Genomic DNA, 25,499 nt, shown 5'->3' on the forward strand with positions numbered 1-25,499 from the left:
GCCTGATGCGCGCCGACGCCTCATGGGTGCCGGCACGCCAGGTTGATGGCAGCGCCGGATTCGGTCAAACCGGCGTACGCCGTGGATTACAAATCGATCTTCTGGTAAATCGTGTTCGCCAGCTTGGTCGTGTCATTGGTCTTGAGGAAGCCAATCGTCTTGAGCTGCTCGGTGAAGTACTGCACATCGCTCTTGATGGCCGCATCCTCGTTGTCCTCGACCTTGTAGTCATAGTCTTTGAACAACTTGGTCGCCAGCGTGACATCGGTGATCGAGGAATACTTCTTCTCTGCGATGATCTTCGCCGCCTGCTGTGGGTGAGCCGCAATGTAATTACGGGCTTTGTTCAACGCACGGAGAATAGCGGCCATCTCTTCAGGCTTCTCCTTGATGATCTTGTTCGAGCCATACAGGAAGCAGCAGAAATGCTTGGCGAAAGTCGGGTCAGAACCCAAATCGAAGATGATATCGACCGTGCCCTTCTGTTCCTCAACCGTCGGCAGCGGATCCCACAACGCAGCGGCATCGATATCGCCGTTCTGCAACGCCTGGAACTCGAGGCTCGAATCGTCATACGGCAGGTAGGTCACATCGCTGTTGTTCTGGTCGACGCTCAAACCCGCCTGGCCAAGCCACATGTTCGCAGCCATGTATGGGGTGCCGCCGATTTCGTCAACGCCGATTTTCTTGCCCTTGAGATCCTTGGCGGTTTTGATGCTGGAGCCCTTCTTCACTGCGATCTTGATGCATCCCTTATGCAACGCACCGACAACACTTGCCGAAACGCCTTCCTCAATCGAAGGGAAGAACTGGAAGTCTCCATTCGTCACCGGGAAACGGCCTGAATCAAGACCGACCTTGCGAGTCTCCGCATCCGCCGTCACCAGCTTCGCGTTGATACCCTCAGCTTTGAAATACCCCAGTTCAAGAGCGATGGCGATTGGCGAACTGCACAACGAACTTGACTTGGGGAACTCGATGGTCCCGTATTTGTATGTAGTGCTCGTGGCTTTCGCGCTACCGCTTGCCGACGATGATCCAGATGTCTTGACGCTGCATGCGTCAAAGGCGAACACGGCGATCAGTGTGCATAGGATCGCCGCGCCTTTGACAACGCGTCCGTGGATGTTCAACATGTGTACTCCTTGATTCTCCGCTGCGGTTGATATGACCGTGATGGTCCGGCCATCCGCATTAGCCTCGAACCTAATTCACGCCGTACGCCAGAGGCAAGGCGAACGGCATACAAGATGCTTATAGGGAGTTCAAAAGCCGTTGCCCTCAGCGAACAGGGACCCCGCTATAGAACCGGGTTATGGAATCGCACAATAAACATGTTGAACCCGAGATATGCGTGTCCGCCGATCCGAAGATAGCGTTGATGACACCCCTGCGAGGCATCGGAGCACAGTATCGACTCGCAGCATCGAACGCAACAGGCTGAACCGAACGTCCAGCCGGCAAGGAGATCACATGGGAAGCATCGACAGCACCACCGACAGGCATGTCACGGCGGATACCAGCAACGACATCACGAACGGCGAAGAGTTCGCCACGCGGCAACTGCATGCTGGCTATGACGCTCCAACACATCTGGACTCGAGTTCAGTGCCTATTTATGCGACTGCAGGATACGACCTGCGCAATGCGACACGCGGGTCACGCGCCGCCAACGGTTTGGAACCGGGCACCCACTTGTATTCCAGAGTCGGTAATCCCACGCCGGAAGTGCTTGAGTCACGGCTTGCGTCCTTGGATGGCGGCGTCGCCGCGGTCGCATTCTCCTCCGGCATGGCAGCGATCAGCTCCACCATTCTCACGCTTGCCGACCATGGCGGGCGAATCGTCTCAACCCGTGACCTGTACGGCGGTACGTTTGATTTCATCAACAATCTGCTGCCGGCACTCGGTGTAGGCGTAGATTACGTAGACAAAGTCGATGACGAGGATCAGCTTGAAGCGGCAATCGGCCCGGATACCCGTCTTGTCTTCTTGGAAAGCGTGTCAAACCCGACCACACGGATCACCGATATCGATCGCGTCGCAGAAATCGCCCATCGGCATGGCGTCGCCGTCGTCGTGGACAACACGCTGCCTACGCCTTACCTGTTCCGTCCAATTGAGCACGGCGCGGATATTGTCGTCTACTCCACCACAAAAGCGATCAACGGGCACGGCAACGCCGTCGGCGGTGCGGTCGTCGACGCCGGACGGCTCGACTACGGTCCGGACAACACCGTACGCGATGAGACTCAGTCCGCCCAAGACGCTGCAACACCGCGTTACCCGCAGCTCAACTCCTTCGTGCACAACATCAGCGATGAAGCGCACGGGCAACGCCGCAGTTTCGTGGATGCATACGGGCGTAAGGCATTCATCCAACGGCTGCGGTTGAAGTATCTGCGGCTGCTCGGCGCTGAGCCGGGACCGTTCGAAAGCTACCTGACCTTGCAAGGCTTGGAAACGCTGGATGTCAGGCTCGACCGCGCTGTTTCGAATACACTCACCGTCGCCCGGTTCCTCGAGGCCCATCCCCATGTCACGCGTGTCGACTACGCGGGATTGCCGGACTCGCCGGACCATGCGCTCGCAGAGCGTGATTATCCGCGTGGCGTCGGTACGGTGCTCGCATTCACGCTCGAAGGCGGTGTCAAGCAGGCGAACGCCTTCATCGATGCGACCCAAGTGTTCACCTATCTGACGAATATCGGTGATTCCAAATCGTTGATCGTTGATCCCGCACGAACCACCCACCGCGAATTCAATGCGGATCAGCAGCGTGCCATCGGCGTGGAACCGACCACTATCCGCCTGTCCATCGGGTTGGAAGATTCGCAGGATCTTATCGCCGACCTGGAACGCGGATTCCGCGCCGTGTACGGCGAGGAATGACGGCAAGCAGATGATGTTGTGGCGAGCTCTGGGGGCAACGGCGGCATCCATATGCCGGATTCCCCGTCACAGAGCAGCGCCATCGATGAGCTCGCCGCCCATACAACGACCGTCTACATAACCGGCAACGCCAATGTCAACCAACGAACAATCAGACCAATAACCAACCAATAACCAACCACAATAACAAGGAGAGAACACCATGAGCGCAACCGAGTCACAACAAGACCTGTACGCCGGCTACGACACCGTACTCGATGACACGCAACGGCTACGCCCCAACATCTACGAGTCCAGACTGCGTCTGCTGCACAAGGCGCTGACCACCACAACGGGCGGAAAAGACACCGATCCCGGCTCAATTCTGTCCATTGGTGTGGGCAGCGGCATTTTCGAAACCCTGCTCGCCGAGCGATACGACATCCACGTGCGTCAGGCGATCGAGCCGTCACCCGCGCTCGGAGCACAGGCACGCGCGAAAGGCCTGGACATTGTCGCCACGACCGCACAGGAATTCGACTACGACCAAGCGCCCTACGACACCATCGTGTACAACGGTTCATCGTTCGGTTTCATCCCCGACGAAGAGATCATCCCCACGTTCAGGCGCAACCGCGAGGCGCTCGCGCCAAACGGACGAATCGTACTCACTGATGTGCCTGCAGAATCAGCTCTCGGCATCGTGCTACGCCTGCGGCAAGCGGCAAATCTGGATGACGAGCTGGTCAAACCGTTGCTGGAAGGCACGGCGTTCTTCAACGTAGACACGCACATTTACAAGCCGTACTGGCATGAAATCCCTTGGTATGACGATGCCTTGCGTCAAGCAGGATTCTCCAGCATCTCCCATTGGCAGACGTTGCTGGAAAACCTCCCGTATCACAACGATGAGCCACATGATCCGGTAACCGGCTACCAAAGCGGCAACTACGTCGCCATCATCGCGCAAGTGTGAGCCGGAAGCGACAATCTCAACAATTCAGCATGGCTATGGCTACGGCTATGGCTATGTCAGTTTCATTACACGCGAACGCCCCGATTATCCCCCATTAACACAACAGGACTGCGACGTTCACACATCAAACCATTCACCACAACGAAAGGAACACACCCATGGCACGATACTTCTCCTCAGAAGCGGTAACAGAAGGCCACCCCGATAAAGTCTGCGACATCGTCTCAGACTCCATCCTCGACGCATATCTCACCCTTGACCCGGATTCCCGCGTCGCCGTCGAAACCACCGCCAAAGACGGACTAGTCGTCGTCGAAGGCGAAGTGAGCGTCCCACGCGTTCTCGACCATGTGGCCATCGTACGTCAAGCGCTGCATGATATCGGCTATACGACAGCGGAATCCGGCATCGACCCGGACGGCTGCGGCATCATCAACAATATTCGCCCCCGCGTCTTCGACAATCCCCAAGGCGACTACGGCGATACCGACAAGATTGCAGATAAGGAAACCGCCTACAACACCTTCGGCGGAGACCAAGGCATCATGATCGGGTATGCGAACGATGACACGGATGCGCTGATGCCGCTGCCCGCGTACGCATCCAACCGGATTGCTGAACGACTCGCGTGGGTGCGCAAGAACGGGGTCATCCCGCAGTTGCGGCCAGATGGCAAGGTGCTCGTCACCGTGGAGTACACCGACGATCTGCGACCGGTCGCTTTCAGGCATGTGCTCATCTCGACCCAGCATTCGCCCGAAATCTCCGTTGAGGACGTGCGCCGCCAAGTGCGCGAACAGGTGCTCGACCCGGTGCTCAAGACCTTCCCGAACGTCGCCGCGGATGACATTGACGTTGTCATCAACGCGTCGCCCTTCCACACCGGTGGCCCCAAAGCTGATTCAGGACTGACAGGCCGCAAAATCATCGTGGACACATACGGCGGGTTCGCCGCCCATGGCGGCGGCGCATTCTCCGGCAAAGATCCACGCAAACCAGACCGTTCCGCCGCATATGCGGCACGCTGGGTGGCAAAGAACATCGTCGCGGCGGGCCTTGCACGACGCGTGCAGGTCTCGCTCGGATACTTCCGTAACGTCGCAGCACCGGTCAATATCGACGTGGAAACCTACGGAACCGAAACGGTTGCGCGCGAAGCAATCCAGAAAGCCGTGGAGCAGGTGTTTGATCTGCGCCAGCTCGCCATTATCGACGAATTGAACCTCCGCCGCCCGATTTACCGGAAAACCACGGCATACGGGCACTTCGGACGGACCGGTGAGGAATTCACCTGGGAACGCACCGATAAGGCGGATGCGCTGCGAGATGCCGTGCAGGCGGAGTAGCTTACAGCGAGGCGGTGGGCGTGGATGTTCACAGCAATGAGCACGAACCACCATACCCGCCGCAGCTTATCCCGACAGCGCGTACACATAGGGTAGAGCTGCTGTGCGTATGTGCTCATGGCATGGTACCAGCTGTTGCAACTGCATCATGACGCTCCCGGAAGGTCTGGATACTTGGGATCCGACAATTCCGGGAGCATTATTTGTTCCGCTTGCAGTGTGCTTATCCTGAAGCAATCGTCTGTTCATTGGCCTAAGCATGGCTTGGAGTGCTCATTGACAGGTCATTGCGGTGGACTACATCGTGAATTGAAGGCCGATATCGGATTCAGATCGAGGAGATGTGTTGTAGGGTCTGCCAATCTCAGCGCGAGAGGCATTTCATCGGCATGGATGATGCCGCTACGCTGTGATCAGTCCCATTGACGGGTTTGAATCGGGAATAGAGCGACGAAATCCAATCCAGTCCACAACGCAATACGTAACAACTGTACCGCCCGGCAGGAATTCCCGGTATACCGCCAATTTACGGCATATCATGTATGCGCCTGAATGTTGCTGTTACCCGTTCCGAGGACTGAATCGGAAATCAGGCGTGGAAATCAGATTTGGTCCGTGCAAGACGGCGGAATCGAAGGCAAGCCCGACTGACGAAATCACCAAAACCTTGATATTCCACCGTTCCGATCGATTATGTGCGGTAATCGTTTTCCGTAATTGCTGCCACCGCGGACTGAATCAGGAATCAGGTGCGGAAGTCCGATTTGATTCACGTGCAATACGATGCAGTCGTCTTCATGTCTGATGATGTGAAGCCCTAACGCGGGTGAAGCTACTAAGTATCGTTGCACAATCATGCTGGATTCGATTTTCGAAATCGCGAAATTCAATACGACAGATGCGACGCAACCGGCAGAACGGCAATCGGCCCGTCGCATATGGTATTGCACCATATACAACGGGCCGATTTAACCATCTGATCTCACAGACACCCCTCACATCCGCTTACCGAGCCACCTCGGCAAGCTCCGGCTTGGCAGCTTTCGCCGCGATCGCGAACGCCTGGTCAAGATCTTCGATGAGGTCGTTCACATCCTCGATGCCGATGGACAGGCGAATCAGCTCGTCGGTGATACCGACTTTGAGACGTTCCTCGCGCGGCAGTTCGAAATGCGTCATACGACACGGCAGCTCCGCCAGGCTCTCCACCGCGCCAAGACTGACGGCAAGCCGGAACAGATGCAGGTTGTCGAGAATGTTCGCCGGATCAATGCCTTTGACCACTTCGAAGCTGAGCACACCGCCGAAGCCCTTCAAACCTTTATCGGTGTCGCCGGGCTGGCGGCCGCCTTCGACGCCCGGGTAGTGGACGGTCGCGACGAGCGGGTTGTCAAGCAGCCAGTTCGCAATGGCGACGGCGTTGCTTTGCTGACGTTCGATACGCAGGCCAAGCGTCTGGATACCGCGTCGGACGGCATCGGATTCAGCCGGCGGAAGGATGCCTCCCAGACGGTTCTGCGCATAATACACGCGCTCGCCCAGCTTGTCGTCGCGCACGACGGCAAGTCCAGCGATGACATCCGAATGGCCGGCCAGATACTTGGTCGCCGAATGCAGGACGATATCCGCGCCCAGATCGAGCGGCTGCTGAAGATACGGGGTGACAAACGTGTTGTCCACAATCACAATCGCACCGTATTTGTGGGCGATCTGTGCGATCGCCGCAACATCGTTGACTTGCAGCAGCGGGTTCGTCAAGGTTTCGAAATACACGGCCTTGGCGGGCTCGCTGGCCCCATCCTCATCGCCGGCGACGCCGACACCGCTGATCGCCGCTTCGAGCGCCTCGTAATCATTGGTGTCCACGGGCTCGCTAATCAATCCCCAGCGGGTGAAATGCTCGTTGAACTGCGAGTAGGTGCCGCCATACACGTTGCTGCCGACGACAATGCGATCGCCGGGCTTGAAAATCGAGAGGACCGCGTGGATCGCGGCAAGTCCTGACGCGAACGCGAAACCTCGGGTGCCGTGCTCAAGCTGTGCGATCTGGCGTTCGAGGAAATCGCGGGTCGGGTTGCCGCTGCGCGCGTAATCCCAGCGGGGCATGGACTCGACCGATTCGAAAGCATACGTGGATGAGTTGTAGATTGGCGGGTTCACGGCTCCGGTCGTGTTGTCATTCACCGGAAGTCCGTGGACCAGCTGAGTGTTGAACCTCGTCATAGTGCACCCCCTAGGTAGTGTCGCAAGCGCCGCGGTCTGGCCGGGCGGATGGTTGTGAAGTTGTTGTTGCGTTGTTGATGTGTTGCTTGTGTTGTTATGTTGTTTGCCGTGTTACCGGCCGCGCGACCTTTCGGCCTCGTGTTGGTTACGAACCTAATCCCGCGGCGGCGGCAGATACAAGCTGCGAGACATACGGGATACTTATATGCGGCTAACAACCGTTGCGGCGATTGGGGTTTTGCTCTTTGACGGACGGGATTCGGCGAGCGCGACACGCAGACAGTGGGCGGCGCGGAGCAAGGGGGCGGCGCTGCAGCCGAAGGACAATCGGCGACAATCGTGGACAATCGGCATCGGCGATGGCGGATCTGTTTTGGCACAGCACCCAACTACTGGCTGCGTACTGTCTGTGCATGCCCCGACATACACAATTCGTCATGCTTCGGCTCACTGGATGGCGTCATCCCCAGTGCATTCAGCGAAGGGACATATTGATGCGGTTCATCGTGTGAGCCAATCCTCACACAACGGAGGCCTGGCTAGCCCTACAGGACGATTCCAACCGCCGCACCGGTCACTGTGTGAGCGAATCCTCGCACAACGGCACCGCCCGGCGAGAAGGAAGCCACATCGAGCTCTCACCTGTCTGCGTCCGCAACAGCGGCGAGCAGCCGCGCGACGTTTGCGGCGGTGGCGGCGAGGTTGTCAGCGGTTTCGCGGCACGCATCCGCAAGGGACTGCGGTTCGCGGATGATCGGGAACGCCGCGTCGATGCCGCACGCGTAGAGATCCGCGGATACCGATCGATCGGCACCATCCGGAACACCAGTCCCGGTAACCAAGGAATCAATGCCTCCAGCCGTATCAGGACTTCCCACAGCCGTCTGCGGCACTGCGGCGACACCGCGGGCGACTGCTCCTGCGAGCGCCACGACCACGATGCGCGGATTGGCTTGTTTGACGATTTGGGCGACACCGGACAGGGTTTTGCCGTAGGCGGTCTGCCCGTCGATACGTCCTTCCCCGGTGATGCACACGTCCGCCGTCCGTGCCCTGTCCGCCAGTCGCGACGCTGTTGCGACAAGCTGAATGCCGGGCTCGACGGTCGCGTTCGTGAAAGCGAGCAGTCCCGCCCCGGTTCCGCCACCGGCACCCGCCCCGGCAACCGCGGCGACAGAACGCCCCAAATCACGCTCAATAACCTGCGCGAACCGGCCGAGAGCATCATCAAGTTGCCGTACCATCACCGGGGTCGCGCCCTTTTGCGGGCCGAATACCGCGGATGCCCCGGTCGGTCCGGTCAGCGAGTTGGTGACATCGGCGGCAATGCAAAACACCGTATGCGCGAGTCGCGGATCCATGCGGGCAATGTCGATATGGTCGAGTCTAGCGAGCGCCGCGCCGCCCGGTTCCAAGTCCCGCCCGTTCGCATCAAGCAATCGGGCACCGAGCGCTTGGGCGATACCGGCGCCACCGTCGTTGGTCGCACTGCCGCCGAGCGTAACGATGATTGTGTGCGCCCCGTCATCGAGCGCGTGCCTGATCAGCTCACCCGTACCGAACGTACTGGCGCGCAACGGGTCGCGCGTATGCTCGTCCACGTATTGCAGGCCGCTGGCACGCGCCATCTCCACCACGGCGACACGCCCGGATTCGGCGGCCATCGCGCGCGGTGCATGATCGCCACTGTGCGCGCCGCCGGCACGCAGGCCTCCGTCATGCGGGCCGCCCTCAATGCCTTGGATATCCCCGAAATTCTGCGCATCCCCGTCAGCAGGCGCATCCAACAGCCCATACTCCGCACGGACCGGCCTCATAAGCGGGTCGTGGACCATCGCGCTGCGATGCCGTCCGCCCACCGAAGCCAGCAACGCATCCAGCGTTCCCTCTCCCCCATCCGCCATCGGTGCGATATCGCAACGCGCCGACGGGCAAGCCGACATCACCCCGCGTGCGACCGCATGACACGCCGCCACGGCATCAAGTGAGCCTTTGAACGAATCCATCGCAATGAGAAACTTCACGACTCAAGCCTATGATGAGGACGCAACCAGCCGCCGCACCCGCCAAACGCGACCGCCGGCGGCCACACACGCGAGCAAAGGAGCCAACGATGTCACCAATCACTCCAGACACATACACTCCATCCCCCGACCGTTACAGCACCATGCCGTATCGCCGAAGCGGCCGCAGCGGCTTGAAACTGCCCACCATCAGCCTCGGGTTCTGGCATAATTTCGGCGATTTCTCGTCATACGACACGATGAAACAACTGTGCTTCACCGCATTCGACCACGGCATCACGCATTTCGACCTCGCCAACAACTACGGTCCGGAACCCGGCAGCGCCGAACGCAACGCCGGCAAGATCCTCCACGATTATTTCGGCGCGCATCGCGACGAACTGGTCATCAGTACGAAAGCCGGCTTCGACATGTGGCCCGGCCCGTACGGCGACCACGGCAGCCGCAAATACCTGCTCGCCAGCCTCGACCAGAGCCTGACGCGACTCGGCCTTGACTACGTCGATATCTTCTACCACCACTGCCCCGACCCGGACACGCCGCTCGAGGAGACCATGGGCGCGCTCGCACAGGCGGTCACCAGCGGCAAGGCGCTGTACGTGGGCCTGTCGAACTATGACGGGCAACGGCTCGAAGCGGCCGCCGCGATTCTTGACGAACTGCATGTGCCGTTCATCATCGCGCAGAACCGCTACAACATCCTTGACCGGACCGTGGAGCACAACGGCCTGCTCGAAGCCGCCAGCCGGCTGGGCAAAGGGCTCATCACCTACAGTCCGCTCGACCAAGGGCTGCTCACCGACCGCTATCTGGAGAGGATTCCCGCGGATTCGCGCGTGGCCAGGGACGGGCGCTTCCTCACCGAAGCCGACGTGGCACGTGCGCATGATGCGATTGTCGCATTGAACACGATTGCCGCTGCGCGCGGGCAAAGTCTGGCGGATATGGCGCTCGCCTGGCTGTTGCGCAAGAGCGAAGTGACCAGCGTGCTCGTGGGCGCGTCCCGGCCCGAGCAGCTGCTTGACAGTATCGGCGCGTTGCAGGGGCCCGACTTCACGGACGATGAGCTCTCCGCCATCGACCAGATCGCGCGGGACGGACGGTGACAATACGCGTCCATGAGCGGACGTAGACGCTGAACGCGTATGTTTCGGACAAAGAGAGGGGCCCGGCGTGAACCGGGCCCTGAAGAAGGAGAGAAGAGAAAAGAAGGTTGAAGTTGTGGGATTCGCGGAACGAATCTCGTCGGCTTTCGCTGACATGAGACAGTATACGCATACTATCTTGAGCACAGGGATGTGATTACCTGAGAATATCCTGAATTACTTTCAGGGAACGCCCAGCATGTTGTGCAAATGCACATCAGCCGTCGCATCACGGCTGCACACCACACCGGCCCACCGCACCATCACCGTCATGTCAACAACCGCATGCACAATAAGCGACATGAACACGTTGGGCAATATTCTCTGGCTGGTTCTCGGCGGACTCGCACTCGCCGTAGCGTGGGCGATCGTCGGCATCGTGCTGTGCATCACCATCGTCGGCATCCCTCTGGGCATTCAAGCGTTCAAAATGGCGGGCCTGACCCTCACCCCATTCGGTAAATCCGTGGTGTACGGCGGCGGTGTCGGATCGCTCCTTGCGAACATCATCTGGGTGGTGCTGGTCGGCATTTGGATGGCGATTGGCTATCTGATCGCCGGCGTACTCAACTGCATCACCGTCATCGGCGTGCCGTTCGGCATCCAATCGTTCAAAATGGCGAAACTCGCGTTGTGGCCGTTCGGCGCGCAAGTCGTATGACTGCGAGACACATGCTGCAGCCACCCCGCGATTCGGCTGCCCGCGAATCCACCAGTTCTAGCTACGCTGCTGCCACGCGAACGGCAGATGCATGAACTCCGGCACCTTGTACCATTTGACCGGGTATCCGGCCCCATGCGTGCAAAACACTGAATCGGGTGTATTCTCCACATCGGATTCGGGATCGTAGTCCGCCGCGGCAATCACCGCATCCTCGTCGTGGCACGGCCGATAGCCCGCGGATACGCAAGTGAGCGACCCGCGACCATGCGTGTACGCGTTCACCTCCATCGCGTAATCACGCATCCCCTCGACAGGCGCCTCACCCTCCAGCACAGCCGCCATGCCGTCATTGTCGGGCGGATCGAACGTGCCGCTCATCCGCTGGATATCAGCCATCGCATGCCCCACCTGGTCGGCGGGCAGCTCCAAACGGAACCGGTACCACGGTTCAAGTACATGGCAGTGCCCGCCCTGCCGGGCTTGCATAAGCCCCTCACGGATCGCGCGGTATGTGGCCTGGCGGAAATCCCCGCCCTCCGTATGCTTGTCGTGCGCCCTGCCGGTGAGCAACGTAATCCGCATGTCGGCAATCGGCGCGCCGATGAGCACACCCAAATGTTCACGCTCACGCATATGCGTCATAATCAGACGCTGCCAGTTGCGGTCAAGCACATCCAAACTGCAATCGCTGGCGAATTGGAGGCCGCTGCCACGTTCGAGCGGTTCCAGCAGCAGGTGGACTTCCGCGTAATGGCGCAAGGGTTCGAAATGCCCGACACCCTCCACCGGAGCGTCAATCGTCTCGTGATACACAATGCCGCCCCGGTCGAACGTGACTTCGATGCCGAACCGCGTGCGCAGCAGTTCCTGCACGATCTCCAACTGGACGGCACCCATGAGTTGTATGTGAATCTCCTCAAGCCGCTCAATCCACCGCACGTGCAACAGCGGCTCCTCGTCTTCCAGCTCACGCAACGCGCCCAACAGCTTGTGCGCGTCCGTACCATCACTGGCGGTGACCGTATAAGTGAGCACCGGTTCCAGCAGCGGATGCGAAGCGTCGGCTTGGGCACCAAGCCCCTGCCCCGGTATCGTGCCCTGCAATCCGGTCACCGCGCAAACCGTTCCCGCGGGAGCAGACTGGAGCAGGTCGAATTTTGCTCCGGAATACTGGCGGATCTGGTCGATTTTCCCGTACGGTTCGATATCGCTTTTCACCGGCAGTTCACCGCCGGCCACTTTCAGCCAGGTAAGCCGATTGTGCTGGGCGTCATGCGAAACGCGGAAGACGCGGGCGCCGAAATCCTTGTCATGCTGCTTGTTGTAATGCGGCTGCGGGGCATAATTCGCGAGCGTGTCCAGCAGGTAGCGGATGCCGTGCAGTTGCAGCGCCGACGTCCACAGGCACGGGACGAGCTTGCGTTGTGCGATCATCCGGCTGATGGTCGCAGGGCTGATGCGGCCGGTGTCGCAAAACTCGTCAAGTGCGGATTCGTCCAACGCGGCGACATCCTCGTCACGCTCCATACGGGAACCGGCATGAGCGTCGGCATCGGAGATGTCATCGGGATTATCGGGATTCGCGGGGCGGCTTCCCGCAACGCTGGCAGCACCGTCGGAACCCGCCGTATCGGCGGTATCGCCGGGCCAACCGGCGTCCACACACCGGTCGCCGAACCGTCTGCGGATGCCGGCGAGCACATCATCGCGCGATATGCCGGGCGCGAGCGCGTCGATTTTATTGATGACAATGATGGTCGGCACATGGTAGCGTTCCAGCAGGCGCCACAGGGTCTCGGTATGGCCTTGCACGCCGTCGACGGCCGAGATGACCAGCAGCGCGACATCGAGTACACCCAGCGTGCGTTCCATATCAGCGGCGAAATCCACGTGCCCGGGCGTGTCGAGCAGGGTCAAGCGCATTCCCGGATAGTCGATGATCGCGTCTTTTGAATAGATGGTGATGCCGCGTCGTTTTTCCAACGCGTCGGTGTCGAGGAACGCGTCACCGTGGTCAACGCGGCCGAGCCGACGCACCTGACCGCTCACGTACAGCATCGCCTCGGAAAGTGTGGTTTTGCCCGCATCCACGTGGGCCAGCACGCCCGCGACGATCTGTTTCATCATGCTCCTGTCGGTCGGTGGAAAGCGCCGGGCAGTGCCCGACTTCCCCATCCTAGGACGGCACGGCGTCATCAGCCCGGCGTGACCGATGCAGCGCCATCCCCGCTCTTCCCCCAACCTTCTGCCGACGCTGAGCGACCCCTCAACGTCGGCAGAAGCAGAAGACCAACCCACTACCGACACTGAGCACGCCCCAGCGTCGGCAGAAAAAGGATACAAATGGGCGAATCGCACGGACTGGTCACACTGAGTGGGCTCAGCATGACCAGTCCGTGCGATTCGAGATTGCCACTACGCGGCAAAGCGCGATCCCAGGGGTTCAACCCCTAAGACACCGCGTTGCAGGCGCAACGCCCTTGGGTGTCACGCTTTGGCGACGGTGACCTCGAGCTCCTTGGCGGCGTCGCTCGGCTTGATGTCAAGCGTCGTGGCGAGCGTCTCGTGGGCGATCAGGTCACGGAACTGCTCGAGCTTCGGCGCGTCCGCTGCGGGGGCGGTCAGGGTCAGCACAATCCGGTCGGCGATATTGAAATCAGCCTCCTTGCGGGCATCCTGCACGGCACGGACCGCGTCACGCGCGTAGCCTTCGGCCAGCAGATTGTCATCAAGCGCGGTGTCGAGAATCACGAACCCGCCGGACGGCAGGGCCGCGGACACCGAATTGGCGGCTTCGGCGGCATCCTGCTCCTCCACGCGGTTGATGACCTCGAACTCACCGGCTTCCAGCGCGATTTCGCCGTTCGGGGTTTCAACCACGGGAGCGCCGGTCGCGGCATCCACATGCCATGCACCGGTCTTGGACGCCTTGATGGCGAACTGCACCTGCTTGCCCAGACGCGGGCCGGCGGCACGCGCGTTGACCTTGAGCTGGTGGATGATCTTCAAGCCGTGTTCAGGCGCATCCTCGAGGGTCGAGAAGTCCACGGACTTCACGTTGAGTTCCGTCTTCAAAATCTCGACATAATCCTCGACCGCCTTCGGGTCGGCGACCACGACGGTGAGCTTGCTCAACGGCTGGCGCACGCGAATCTGCTCCGCCTTGCGCAGCGACAGGCTTGCGGAAACAACTTCACGCACCTGGTCCATCGCCGAGACGAGCGCATCGTTGGCTTTGAGCACGAGCCCGAGTTCCGTAGGCTCGCTGGTCTTCTCGTCGGCGAGGAACGGCCAATCCGCAAGATGCACCGATTCGCCGCCGGTCAGTCCACGCCACACGGTTTCCGCTTCCATCGGAGCGAGCGGGGCAAGCACCCGCATGAAGGTTTCCAGCACGGTGTACAACGTGTTGAACGCGTTCTCATCCTCGTTCCAGAAGCGGTCACGCGTGTTGCGGATGTACCAGTTGGTGAGCACATCGATGAAATCGGTGACCGCCTCGCACGCGTCGGAAATCGCGAAATCATCCAGCGACTTCTCCACACGCTCAACCAGCAGGCGGGTGCGAGCCAGCAGATACTGGTCCATGCGCGGCAGGCCCTCGACCTCGTCGGCACGCAGACGACGCGCGTCGAAGCCCTTCCCGCCGTTCGCCGCGTTCGCATACAGCGTGAAGAAGTAGTACGAACTCCACACAGGCAGCATGACCTGACGTACAGTGTCGCGGATACCGTCGGAGGTGACGATGAGATTACCGCCACGCAAAATCGGCGAGCTCATGAGGAACCAACGCATCGCATCGGAACCGAATTTGTCGAACACACCGTTGACATCCGGATAGTTGCGCAAATGCTTGCTCATCTTCTGGCCGTCGGAGCCGAGCACGATGCCGTGGCAGATGACGTTCTTGAACGCCGGCTTGTCGAACAGGGCCGTGGCCATGATGTGCAGCGTGTAGAACCAGCCGCGAGTCTGACCGATATACTCGACCACATAATCGCACGGGAAGTGCTGTTCGAAGTATTCCTTGTTCTCGAACGGATAGTGGAACTGGGCGAACGGCATGGAGCCGGATTCGAACCAGCAGTCGAGCACATCGGTGATGCGGTGCATCTGGCTCTTGCCGGTCGGGTCGTCCGGGTTCGGGCGCGTCAGACGGTCGATGTACGGGCGGTGCATGTTGATTTCGCCCTTGTCATCACGCGGATAATCGCCGAAATCGGCCTTGAGCTCATCCAACGAACCGTACACATCGACACGCGGATACTTCGGGTCATCGCTCACCCACACCGGGATCGGGCTGCCCCAGAAGCGATTGCGGGAAATCGACCAGTCTCGCGCGTTGGCGAGCCACTTGCCGAACTGGCCGTCTTTCACATTCTCCGGAATCCAGTTGATCTCCTGGTTGTGCTTGAGCAGACGGTCCTTGATCTTCGTGACGGACACGAACCAGCTGGACACCGGTTTGTAGATCAACGGGGTGCCGCAACGCCAGCAATGCGGATAGGAGTGCACATAGCTCTTCTCCTGGAACAGCAAAGCGCGATGCTCCTCGGGGATGCGGGCGAGCGGACCGTCACCGGCACGCAGGTTACGCAAAATCGGCAGGTTCGCGTCGAACACGAACATGCCCTCGTAGTCAGGGGTCAGCGAGTTGAACACGCAGGCTTCGTCAAGCACATCCATGGACTTGATGCCCTTGGCGTTGAGCGTGTTCATATCGTCTTCGCCATACGGTGCCTGGTGCACGAGGCCGGAACCTTCAACCGTGTCGACATAGTCGGCGGTGAAGATCTGGAACGCGTTCGGGCCGGGGGTGCCACCTTCGGCGAGCGCCTTGTCGTCCGCGAAGTACGGGAAGACCGGCCAGTAACGCCAGCCTTCCATCTCGGCACCTTTGAGTTCGCGTACGATCTCATAGTCGTCGCCGAGCTCCTTGGCGTAGGCCTCAAGACGCGGCTTGCCGATATAGAACTTCTTGCCGGCGAACTTGCCTTGCGTCGGGCGCACTTCAACATAGTCGATGTCAGCGCCGACGACGATGGCGAGGTTGGTGGGCACAGTCCACGGGGTGGTGGTCCAGAACACGGCGTAAGCGTCGTCCTCGTCACGCAGTTTGACGGCCACGGATACGGTGGTGTCCTGCCGATCCTGGTAGACGTCGGCATCCATGCGCAGTTCGTGGTTGCTCAGCGGTGTGCGGTCCTTCGGGCAGTACGGCAGCACGCGGTAGCCTTTGTAGGCGAGGCCCTTGTCGTACAGCTGCTTGAACGCCCACATGACGGATTCCATGTACGGGGTGTTCAGGGTCTTATACCCGTGGTCGAAGTCCACCCAACGGCCCTGGCGATGCACGTATTCACGCCATTCGTTGGTGTATTTGAGCACGGAAGCACGGCAGGCGTCGTTGAACTTGGCGATGCCCATCTTGTTGATGTCGTCGACCGAATCGATGCCGAGTTCCTTTTGCGCTTCGAGCTCCGCCGGCAGGCCGTGCGTGTCCCATCCGAACACGCGGTTGACCTTGTGACCCTTCATGGTCTGGTAGCGCGGGATGACATCCTTGGCGTAGCCGGTCAGCAGGTGGCCGTAGTGCGGCAGGCCGTTGGCAAACGGCGGGCCGTCGAAGAACACGAACTCGTTCTGGCTGTGATCGCCGGTTGGGCGGCGTTCCACGGATTTGTTGAAGGTGTCGTCGGTATCCCAATAATCCAGCACGGACTGTTCGAGCTGGGGGAAGTTCGGGTTCGGCGCGACGTTGGCGCTTTGCTCGCCGGTTGATGCCTTGGGATACACGTGATCGGTGGTTTCGCTCACCATATTCTCCTCGACTGGCTGGTTGATATTGCCACGAGGACGACGGAGCTTGCGCTTGCGCCGCGGTACCACCTCGCTTGCCGTGTACCGCCGGGTTGCCGGCTGTGCGCGACCGCTTGTGTCCGGCTGTGTCGGGCCGGACCCGTCGGTTCTACTGGGGGCTTGGCTGATGCCGTGCCCTGTTCTTCCGAAGGCTCCCCGCTGATGACGGATCATCGCCACATACAGCCGCCATGATAGCACCGCGGGCGGGACGACCGAGCGACTCACAGCGAACACGCGATTCGACGCCACCCTCCCCTGTTTCTACCGACGCTCAGCAGCACTTCAGCGTCGGCAGAGGCAGAAAAACCCACCGGCTGCTTACGCTGACAGTGAGTTGAGCGTAGGTAGACGGTGGGTTTTCTGGCTGTTGTCGCGTTACTCGAGTTCGAGCGCTCCGGTGTACAGCTGGTAATATTCGCCACGCTGGGCGATGAGCTCGTCATGGTTGCCGCGTTCGATGATCCGACCATGGTCGAGTACCATGATCACGTCCGCATTGCGGACAGTGGACAGCCGGTGCGCGATCACAAACACCGTGCGACCCTTCATCAAGGCGTCCATACCTGCCTGCACGACTTCCTCGGTACGGGTGTCGATCGAGCTGGTCGCTTCGTCCAGAATCATGGCGGGCGGGTCCGCCACGGCGGCGCGCGCAATCGAAATCAGCTGGCGCTGGCCCTGCGACAGACCGGAACCGTCGCCGGAAAGCACGGTGCTGTACCCTTCCGGCAGCATACGGATGAACCCGTCGGCGTTCGTCAGCTTCGCGGCCTCAATGCACTCCTCGTCGGTCGCGTCCAGACGCCCGTAGCGGATGTTGTCCATCACGGTGCCGGTGAACAGGTTCACGTCCTGCAACACGATGCCGAGCGAACGGCGCAGATCCGGCTTGCGGATGTTCCGCACGTCAATGCCGTCATACAGGATCTGACCTTCCTGAATATCGTAGAAGCGGTTGATGAGGTTCGTGACCGTGGTCTTGCCCGCACCCGTCGCACCGACCAGCGCGATCTTCTGCCCCGGCTTGGCGAACCATGTGATGTCGTGCAACACCGGCTTGGACGGGTTGTATCCGAAGGTCACGTCGGTGAAGCGCACATCACCACGCAGCAGCGTGTACCGGCCGTCCGGCGACGTGATTGCGCTTTGCTTGGCTTTGGCGGCGACCTCACGGGCCTGGCCACGCAGTTTGGCGGCCGCGGCAAGCGAGCGTGTACCGTCATCATCCGCCGTCCGCTTCCACGCCCAGTGTTGTGTCTCCTTGTCGGTTTCCGTCATCGTGTGCCCGTCTTCGCCAAGCTCCACGTTGACCAGCGTGACCGTACCGTTGTCAGCTTCCACCGGTTCGTCCATCAGCGCGAAGATGCGTGAAGCGCCGGCGAGCGCCATCATGACCATCGTGAACTGCATGGAAACCTGGCCGAGCGGGTTGATGAAGCCGCGTGACAGGGTCAGCATGGCGATCACGGTGCCGAGTGTCATGGTGCTTGCGCCGCCGAAACCGAAGTTATGCATGCCGGACAGACCGGCCCACGCGCCGAGGACCGCGGTGATGACGTACAGCAGGTAGCCAGAGTTGTTCACGATCGGCATGGTGATGTTGCCGTAGGTGTTGGCCTGGGCTGCGGCGTCGAACAGTTCCTCGTTGCGGCGGTCGAATTCGCGTTGTGTGGCGTCCTCATGGTTGAACACCTTGATGACCTTCTGTCCGTTGACCGATTCTTCGACGAATCCGTTGACATCGCCGAGCATGCGCTGTTGGCGTACGAACTGGATACCGGAACGGGCGACCAGCTTGTTGACCAGCACGAACAGGATGATCGCGAATACGAGGGTGAACAGCGCGAACGGCACGGACAGCCACATCATCGCGATCAGGGATGCGAGCGCGGACAGCAGCGAGGCGAACATCTGCGGGAAGGACTGCGAGATCGCCTGCCGCAGGGTGTCGGTGTCGTTGGTGTACCGGCTCATCACGTCGCCGTGTTCGTGGGTGTCGAAGTAGCGGATCGGCAGACGCTGCTGGTGGGCGAACATGTCATCGCGGATTTTCTTGAGTGTGCCCTGCTCGATGTCGATGATCAGCCAGCCCCACAGCCACGCGCAGAACGTGCCGACCGCGTACATGATGGCGAGCATGGTGAGCGCACGGATCAGTGGCCCCCAGTCGGGGTGGGTGGCAGAGACCAGCGGGATGATGTACGTGTCGACGAGCCGCTGCAGGAACGCGATGGACAGCGCTTGTGTGGCGGCGGACACGATGATGGACAGGACAACGATGGTCAGACGTACCGGGTATTGGGCGATGTAGCCCCAGAGCCGTTTGATGGTACCGCGGGGGACTCTCGTGCGCGGCTTGCGGCCTGATGCATCGGCAGGCTGTTCGGCGTGTTGCGTGGTGTTCTGCGTGCTCATCGCGTCTCTCCTTCCTGTGCGGTGTTTGCGGTGGACTGGCTGGCTGCGGCGTCCGGGACATTCGTGGCACTCGGGGTGCCCGTGGCACCATCCGCGGTATCCGCTTCGCCGTGGTTCTTGGTTTGCAGCTCATAGATTGCACGGTATTCGTCGCTTGTCTCGAGTAGCTGCTCGTGCGTGCCTTGGTCCATGATGCGGCCGCCCGCCATGACCAGGATCATGTCGGCGTCTTGTACGGAGCTCAGACGCTGGGCGATGATGATTTTGGTGACGTCCGGCGCTTCGGAACGCAGCCCCTCGCGGATGAGCTGGTCGGTTTTGGTGTCCACTGCACTGGTGGAATCGTCCAAAATCAAGACTTTCGGGTTTTTCAGCAGTGCGCGGGCGATGCACAGGCGTTGCCGCTGACCGCCGGACACGTTGGTGCCGCCCTGCTCGATCATGGTGTCGTACTTGTCGGGGAATTCTTGGACGAATCCGTCGGCTTGCGCGATTTTCGCGGCATGGCGAACCTGCTCGTCGGTGGCGTCCGGGTTGCCCCACCGCAGGTTTTCGGCAATGGTGCCGCTGAAGAGCACGTTCTTTTGCAATACCATGGCGACCTGGTCGCGCAGGGATTGCAGATCATAGTCGCGCACGTCATGGCCGCCGACCTTCAGTGAGCCTTCGGTCACGTCGTACAGGCGCGGGATGAGCTGTACGAGGCTGGATTTGGACGATCCGGTGCCGCCGATGATGCCGACCACCGATCCAGAGGGGATGTCAAGGTTGATGTCGTCAAGCACCGGTTTCTCCGAGTTGCGCGAATACCGGAAGGTTGCGTGGTCGAAGGTGATGGAACCGTCCGGCACCTGTTCGATGGGGTGGTCTGGGTTGGTGACGGTGCTGCGTTCCTGCAACACCTGACAGATGCGTTCTGCGGATGCCTGCGAGATGATGAACATGACGAACACCATCGAAATCATCATGAGCGCCATGAGCAGCTGCAAGGCGTAGGTGACCAGTGCCGTCAGGTCGCCGGTGGTCAAGCCGTGCGCCGCGTTGTTGCCGGACGCGACGATCTGCTGCGCCCCCATCCATGAGACGGCGAGCAGCGCGATGTAAATGCACGCGTCCATCAGCGGGGCGTTGAAGCTCAATACGCGTTCCGCTTTGACGAAATCACGGTAAATCGCCAGTGAGATGCGGTTGAACTTGCCGATTTCATGGGTTTCGCGATTATACGATTTGACGACGCGGATGCCTTGAAGATTCTCATCCACGTCATTGTTGAGCTTGTCATACGTATGGAAGACCCGCTCGAACACAGGGTGCACCAACAGGACAATCGCGAACAGCGCGATGCCGAGAATCGGGATGATGGCGAGATACACCAAGGAAATCGACCGGCTGATACGGAACGAGAAAACCCATGCGGCGATCATCATGATGGGCGCGCGCACGCCGATGCGGACGATCATCTGGAATGAATTCTGCAGGTTGGTCACGTCGGTTGTGCTGCGGGTGATAATCGAACCGGTGGAGAAACGGTCGATATTCGTGAAGCTGAAGCCCTGCACTTTGGCGAACACGTCGTGGCGGAGGTTCTTCGCGAAACCTGCGGACGCGACGGCGGCGAACCGGCCGGCGAGCGTGCCGGCGGCGAACGAGACGAGCGCGCACAGGAACAGAATCAGGCCGAATTTCCATACCATAGGCATGGAACCGCCGGTGATGCCCTGGTCGATGAGGTTCGCCATGACGGTGGGGATGATGATTTCCATGATCGCTTCGACGGCGACCGTAAGCGGGGTGAGGATGCTTTCCTTCTTGTATTCGCGCAGGCTGTGTAGCAGGGTGCGGATGACGTGCGTTGGTTTTGCCGGCGCGTCGGCGGCGTCGCGTGTAGTCGCGAGCTGTTGTGCGGTCACTGGTTGCGCTCCTGTTCTTCTTCGATGGTGGTGTGATTGTTGCGGATGATGCTTGCGGCAAGTTGACCGGCGTTGTGCGAGGGTTCCTGCCCTGTGGCGGACTGCACCGGGGCTCGCGTGGGTTGAGTCTGGGCGGCGGTGTCAAGCGCGGCGTCCATATTGCAGTGCAGCCGGGCGAGATAACCGCGCAGTCGGACGAGCTCATCAGGCGTGAACCCTGCGGTGAGGGAATCCTCCGCACGGCTCCCGTTGACGATGAGATCGGCGACAATCCGGTCGGCTTTTGGGGTGAGCACGATGCGTTTGAGTCTGGCGTCGCGGGCGACCGGTTTGCGGATAATCAGCCCCTTGCGCTCCATGCGGGTCAGCACGCGTGAGGCGGTGGACCGGGTGATGCAAAAGCGGGTTTCAATATCGTGCTGGAATATCTCATCACCGCGATGGCGGTCAAGGAACATGATGATGCTGGCGTTGCCGTCTGTCGCTTCGCGCGCGCTGGCAGGCATCGTCAATCCGAGATACCGGCGGACCGCCCTGGCGAGCCGCTGGATTTCCACTCCCAGGGGGATCTGATCGGATGCCGGGGCGCAGCCGGGCCCGGATCTGCTGTCATCGCGGCAAACGGCAGGCGTGATGCCAGACTGATTGATGTCATATGCCATGTTCTTCCCCTGTGAGGCTGCCCGATACTCTTGACGTGATGCAGGATGCCCGCAGTCACCGTGTTGTTGTGACTCGGATGCTCCGCATCTTGATGGTAATGGGTGCCCCATACAACAGTTGCATATACAACATTTGGCGTGTCGAACCGGTTTGCCGCCGCCCTCCGGGCACCAGAGCGAACGGCCCTGCCCTTTCCGGGATCACACGCACATCCCGACACGCACGTCCCGGCCGACATGCAAGCACATCCCGACACGCACATCAGCGGGGTGTCGTATCCGGCAGCGACGCTAAACTACCAGTTGGTAACTAGACCCGCCTCGATGAAGAAAGCGAACCGCATGACCGCCAATCTCCCCTATCAAAACCCAGCACTGCCGACACCGCAACGCATCGCCGACCTGCTCGGACGCATGACCCTCGAAGAGAAAGTCGGGCAGATGATGCAACTCGATGCCCGCAACGGCGACCTCGACGATCTCATCGTCGCCAAACATGTCGGCTCGATTCTGCACACCAGCCCTGCGGACCTGCCGCGTGCCGTCGAAACCGTGAACACCAGAACGCGCCTCGGCATCCCGCTGCTCATCGGCGACGATTGCATCCACGGATACTCCTTCTGGCCGGGAGCCACCATCTTCCCCTCGCAACTGGGCATGGCGGCCAGCTGGGACCCCGCCGCAGTGCAGGCAGTCGGCCGTGCGACCGCCGAAGAAGTTTCCGCCACCGGTGTGCACTGGACCTTCTCCCCCGTACTGTGCATCGCCCGAGACACCCGATGGGGCCGCGTGGACGAAACCTTCGGCGAAGACCCGACCCTGATCGGCGACATGGCCTCCGCCATCATCAAAGGCTACCAAGGCGGCGCCAAAGCCGGCGAGCCACTCGCCCACGACGCCATCCTCGCATGCGCCAAGCATTTCGCCGGCTACAGCGAGACCCAAGGCGGCCGTGACGCTTCCGAAGCCGACCTGTCCCACCGCAAACTCGAATCATGGTTCCTGACGCCGTTCGAACGGGTCGCCAAAGAAGGCTGCGGCACCTTCATGCTCGGCTACGAGTCCATCGACGGCATACCGGTCACATTCAACCACTGGCTGCTCTCCGATAAGCTGCGCGGTGACTGGAACTACCAAGGCACGCTGATCACCGACTGGGACAATGTCGGCCGCGCGGTGTGGGAGCAGAAAGTCAAAGCCGATTATGTGCATGCCGCCGCAGACGCGGTCAAAGCCGGCAACGATCTGATCATGACCACGCCGCAGTTCTACGACGGCGCCATCGAAGCCGTGCACACCGGCTTGCTGGACGAGTCACTGATCGACGCCGCAGTGAGCCGCATCCTCGCACTTAAGTTCCGTCTCGGTCTGTTCGAAGACCCCCGATTGCCCGATGAGCGGCGCATCAAAGAAGTCGTCGGCTGCGACGCCCATCAGCATCTCAATCTGCGCATCGCCCGTGAATCCACAGTCCTGTTGAACAACAACGGGGCGCTGCCGTTCGCCGCCGCCGGCAAACGCATCGCCGTCATCGGTCCGCTTGCCGACGACGCCCAAAACCAGCTGGGCGACTGGGCGGGCAACTCCGGCCAAGTCACCTGGATGCCCGACGGCCAGCCGCGCGGCATGATCACCACAATCCTCGACGGATTCAAACAACTCGCCCCTCAAGGCTGCGACATCACCTATTCCCGCGGCGCAAACATCATCGACCTGGTGGATGCCCCGGAAGGCACATACTTCCCGGACGGCCAGCCGCGCCCGAAACTCGCCGTCAGCGCCCCCGTCGACCAGCAACTGCTCGACGAAGCCGTGGACAACGCCCGCCAGAGCGACCTCATCGTCGCCGTCGTCGGCGATGTCGTGCAACTGGTCGGAGAGACCCGCTCCACTGCAACCCTGGAACTGCTCGGCGGCCAGAACGCCATGCTCGAAGCGCTCAGCGATGTGGCACGCGAAACCGGCACACCGCTGGTCGTCGTGCTGATGAGCTCCAAACCGCAAGTCATGCCCGCATGCGTCATCGGCGGCAACGGCGTCATCGTGGACAAATCCACAGCAGACGGCGTCAGCGCGTTCCTATGGGCGCCAAGCCCGGGAATGAAAGGCGGGCAGGCAATCGCCGAAATCATCCTCGGCATCACCGATCCCAGCGGCCGGCTTCCCATCACCTTCCCGCGCCACGCCGGGCAGCTGCCGGTGTATTACAACCAGATTCGCGGCCAGCACGGCAACCGCTACGCCGATCTCACACAAGATCCGGCATTCGCGTTCGGCGAAGGGCTGAGCTACACCACCTTCGACTACGGCGAAGTGGCTATCACCAACACCCCGGATTGCGGGACATTCACTGTGGATGGCACGGTACACGCCGAAATCACGCTGACCAATACCGGCGACCATGCAGGCACCGAAGTCGTCCAGCTGTATATCGGCGACATCGTCACCTCATACAGTTGGGCCGACCGCGAGCTCAAGGCGTTCCAACGCGTGCACATCGAACCGGGCGAAACCACGACTGTGGCCTTCGATATTCCGGTGGCCGACTGCACCATCGTCGATCAAGAAGCCCGCAGATTTGTGGAACCCGGCGAGTTTGAGGTGCTGATCGGCCATTCCAGCCGTCGTACGGATCTCAAACGCGCCACGTTCACCGTCGCATAGGTAAGGATCCGTCCAGGCGGCAACGCCATATAGCGACAACAAACGCGCGTTTGCGCACCAACCATATACGGAGTACGGTGCCGCCGAACCCACGACGGTTCAGCGGTACCCCTCCCACAGCGGCAACGGAAACAGCACATCCTCCATCGCCGCCCATTCCTCACACAAATCAATCGCCGGTTCGCGCAACCAACGCAACTGCACGCCGTCCATGATCTCCATCGCACGGCGGACCAGCGGGCGCATATCCTCCCACTGCCCCACCCACTGCGGAATATCCCATGTGAATCCGCTGTAATACTGCCATATCGCCTCCGGCCGACGGGCGAACTCCTCATGCAGCGGATGCCGTGGATTGAACGATTCGACCTGAAGCACGGAAAACAATTGGACTAGCATACGCCGCTGCGCATTGCACTGCACCAGGAATCGCAGATACGCGGGGAACAGCATCGCGCCCGGTCCGCTGCCCGGCAGTCCGGAGGCGCGGAACTCCTCGGGACTGCCGACCGCATTGTAGTATTCGTGATACACCATCGCCAGCATATTGTCCTTGCTGCCGACATACCGCAGCACGCCCTGCTTGGAAATGCCGACCCGGTCAGCGACATCCTGTACGGACATGCCGTTGAACCCACGTTCACTGATGAGCTCGACCGCAGCGTTCAGCACCTCGCATCGGCGCTCCTGCGGCGGTTTGCGGATCCGTTTGCTTCGCTGAGTATCCATACGCCCGA

At 60.5% G+C, this 25,499-nt stretch carries 15 protein-coding genes; 6 read left to right on the forward strand and 9 right to left on the reverse strand.

The annotated features are described in order from the left end of the window. Positions 1-86: 86 nt before the first annotated feature. Positions 87-1,136, reverse strand: a complete 1,050-nt coding sequence (locus tag BBOU_RS03485; protein ID WP_026502785.1) for an ABC transporter substrate-binding protein — start codon at positions 1,134-1,136, stop codon at positions 87-89. Positions 1,137-1,473: 337 nt separating this feature from the next. Between BBOU_RS03485 and BBOU_RS03490 the strand changes: the two genes are divergently transcribed. The 3 genes from BBOU_RS03490 (at position 1,474) to metK (ending at position 5,193) form a co-directional block, all read left to right on the forward strand. Beyond that, positions 1,474-2,892, forward strand: coding sequence for an O-acetylhomoserine aminocarboxypropyltransferase/cysteine synthase family protein (locus BBOU_RS03490; RefSeq protein WP_081815496.1), 1,419 nt, complete (start codon positions 1,474-1,476; stop codon positions 2,890-2,892). A 202-nt stretch (positions 2,893-3,094) separates the two neighbouring features. Next, positions 3,095-3,847: a class I SAM-dependent methyltransferase gene (locus BBOU_RS03495; RefSeq protein ID WP_026502787.1), complete on the forward strand. Its 753-nt coding sequence runs from the start codon at positions 3,095-3,097 to the stop codon at positions 3,845-3,847. Positions 3,848-4,005: 158 nt separating this feature from the next. After that, positions 4,006-5,193: a methionine adenosyltransferase gene (metK, locus tag BBOU_RS03500; RefSeq protein WP_026502788.1), complete on the forward strand. Its 1,188-nt coding sequence runs from the start codon at positions 4,006-4,008 to the stop codon at positions 5,191-5,193. Between the two features lie 1,005 nt (positions 5,194-6,198). On the opposite strand, the gene BBOU_RS03505 is transcribed toward metK, so the two are convergent. Continuing rightward, entirely contained in the window at positions 6,199-7,416 is a 1,218-nt protein-coding gene (locus BBOU_RS03505; protein ID WP_026502789.1) for a trans-sulfuration enzyme family protein, read from the reverse strand. 638 nt (positions 7,417-8,054) lie between these two features. Beyond that, complete coding sequence (locus tag BBOU_RS03510; RefSeq protein WP_026502790.1) at positions 8,055-9,440, reverse strand: glycerate kinase family protein; 1,386 nt, start codon at positions 9,438-9,440, stop codon at positions 8,055-8,057. Positions 9,441-9,529: 89 nt separating this feature from the next. On the opposite strand from BBOU_RS03510, the gene BBOU_RS03515 reads away from it, so the two are divergent. Beyond that, the gene (locus BBOU_RS03515; protein WP_026502791.1) at positions 9,530-10,546 is read left to right on the forward strand and encodes an aldo/keto reductase; all 1,017 of its coding nucleotides are present in this window, start codon (positions 9,530-9,532) and stop codon (positions 10,544-10,546) included. A gap of 340 nt (positions 10,547-10,886) precedes the next feature. After that, positions 10,887-11,246, forward strand: a complete 360-nt coding sequence (locus BBOU_RS03520) for a YccF domain-containing protein (protein ID WP_026502792.1) — start codon at positions 10,887-10,889, stop codon at positions 11,244-11,246. 57 nt (positions 11,247-11,303) lie between these two features. Here BBOU_RS03520 and BBOU_RS03525 read toward each other — a convergent pair whose 3' ends face one another. The 5 genes from BBOU_RS03525 to BBOU_RS03545 all read right to left on the reverse strand — a co-directional run bounded on the left by BBOU_RS03525 (position 11,304) and on the right by BBOU_RS03545 (position 22,098). Then, the gene (locus BBOU_RS03525) at positions 11,304-13,373 is read right to left on the reverse strand and encodes an elongation factor G (RefSeq protein WP_026502793.1); all 2,070 of its coding nucleotides are present in this window, start codon (positions 13,371-13,373) and stop codon (positions 11,304-11,306) included. Between the two features lie 363 nt (positions 13,374-13,736). Beyond that, a complete protein-coding gene (gene ileS / locus BBOU_RS03530) occupies positions 13,737-17,069 on the reverse strand; it encodes a mupirocin-resistant isoleucine--tRNA ligase (RefSeq protein ID WP_026502794.1) in 3,333 nt (1,110 codons plus the stop codon). Positions 17,070-17,486: 417 nt separating this feature from the next. Beyond that, positions 17,487-19,526, reverse strand: coding sequence for an ABC transporter ATP-binding protein (locus tag BBOU_RS03535; protein WP_026502795.1), 2,040 nt, complete (start codon positions 19,524-19,526; stop codon positions 17,487-17,489). Continuing rightward, positions 19,523-21,436: an ABC transporter ATP-binding protein gene (locus BBOU_RS03540; protein WP_026502796.1), complete on the reverse strand. Its 1,914-nt coding sequence runs from the start codon at positions 21,434-21,436 to the stop codon at positions 19,523-19,525. The genes BBOU_RS03535 and BBOU_RS03540 overlap by 4 nt, the downstream gene beginning before the upstream one ends. After that, on the reverse strand, positions 21,433-22,098 hold the full coding sequence (locus tag BBOU_RS03545) for a MarR family winged helix-turn-helix transcriptional regulator (protein WP_238552000.1): 666 nt from the start codon (positions 22,096-22,098) through the stop codon (positions 21,433-21,435). Before BBOU_RS03545 ends, BBOU_RS03540 begins: the two co-directional genes overlap by 4 nt. Positions 22,099-22,440: 342 nt before the next feature. On the opposite strand from BBOU_RS03545, the gene BBOU_RS03550 reads away from it, so the two are divergent. After that, positions 22,441-24,762, forward strand: coding sequence for a glycoside hydrolase family 3 N-terminal domain-containing protein (locus tag BBOU_RS03550; RefSeq protein WP_026502797.1), 2,322 nt, complete (start codon positions 22,441-22,443; stop codon positions 24,760-24,762). 99 nt (positions 24,763-24,861) lie between these two features. Here BBOU_RS03550 and BBOU_RS03555 read toward each other — a convergent pair whose 3' ends face one another. Further along, positions 24,862-25,491 (reverse strand): TetR/AcrR family transcriptional regulator, encoded by a 630-nt coding sequence (locus BBOU_RS03555; protein WP_026502798.1) that lies wholly within the window; start codon positions 25,489-25,491, stop codon positions 24,862-24,864. Positions 25,492-25,499: the final 8 nt, after the last annotated feature.

Source organism: Bifidobacterium boum, assembly GCF_000741535.1.
In the GTDB taxonomy this organism is placed as follows: domain Bacteria; phylum Actinomycetota; class Actinomycetes; order Actinomycetales; family Bifidobacteriaceae; genus Bifidobacterium; species Bifidobacterium boum.